The organism is Methylobacterium sp. WL116, assembly GCF_008039455.1.
Lineage (GTDB): Bacteria > Pseudomonadota > Alphaproteobacteria > Rhizobiales > Beijerinckiaceae > Methylobacterium.
The window spans coordinates 1-1106 of the sequence record NZ_VRUV01000892.1; the positions used below are offsets into that span (position 1 = coordinate 1).

1 protein-coding gene and 1 pseudogene are annotated in these 1106 nt (G+C 73.2%); one reads left to right on the plus strand and one right to left on the minus strand.

Features of this window, described 5'->3' with window-relative positions:
• A pseudogene (locus FV223_RS28240) lies at window positions 1-267 on the minus strand (hypothetical protein); the annotation flags it as partial.
• A 107-nt stretch (window positions 268-374) separates the two neighbouring features.
• Between FV223_RS28240 and FV223_RS28245 the strand changes: the two are divergent.
• On the plus strand, window positions 375-1106 hold a 732-nt coding region (locus FV223_RS28245; RefSeq protein ID WP_147729955.1), incomplete at its 3' end, for a tetratricopeptide repeat protein.

Sequence of the window (1106 nt, forward strand, 5' to 3'; positions counted from 1 at the left end):
CGCCTGGGCACGCTGGTCGGTGGCCCGAAGCGCCTGCGCGTAGCGCATCGCGATGCCGAGATCGTTCGGGTTGGCGGCGTAGGATTCGGCGAGCGACTCGACCTGCCCGGGCTTGGCCGCGAAGCCGATCGCCCCCGCATAGGTCCGCTGCGCGGCGTCGAGGCCGGCTTCGATCCTCGGCCACCCGTCCTTCGCGACCAGGGAGATCGGGATGCCGGAGGTTCCGGCCGGCAACAGGGGCGGAAGGGACGGTGCGGTGTCTGTCATGCGGTCCTGGCCGGGCCGGGCGCTTAACCCCGGGTTAGGGTTAACGCTCTATCACCGTCCCGTCCGGCACGGGAAGAACCTCCTGCCGGACCTCGACGGAGCATTCCATGATCGCGGCCCTCCGGCCGAATACGGCCCCGTTCGCCCGGGGTTCGGCCCCCCGCCTGGTCGCCGCCTGCCTGGTCACCCTCGTGGCCGCCGGGTGCCAGTCGCGCTCGCCCGAGACCACCGGCTCGATCGACGCCCCGCGCATCGCGGCCGGGCAGGTCGAGTCGCTCGCCGAATCCTACGCCGCCAACCCGAACGATCTCGGCATCGCGATGCGCTACGCGCAGGCGCTTCGGGCCACCGACCAGCGTGCCCAGGCGAGCGCGGTGCTGCAGCAGGCCGCCCTGCGGAACCCGCGCAACACGGCGGTGCTCGGCGCCTACGGCAAGTCCCTGGTCGAGGTCGGGCGGCTGCAGGAGGCGCAGGACGTGCTGCAGAACGCCCATTCCCCGGCGCAGCCCGACTGGCGCATCCTGTCGGCGCAGGGCTCCGTCTCCGACCAGCTCGGCGATCACGCCCGCGCGCAGAGCTTCTACGAAGCGGCCCTCAAGATCCGCCCCGACGAGCCCTCCGTCCTGTCCAATCTCGGTTTGTCCTACGCGCTGGCGCGCCAGCTCGACCGCGCCGAGGAGACGATGCGCGTGGCGGTCTCGCGGCCCGGCGCCGACGCGCGGGTGCGCGGCAACCTCGCCCTGGTGCTCGGCCTGAAGGGCCGGTTCGACGAGGCCGAGGCGATCCTGCGGCGCGACCTGCCGCCCGCGGAGGTCGCCGCCAACCTCGCCTCGCTGCGC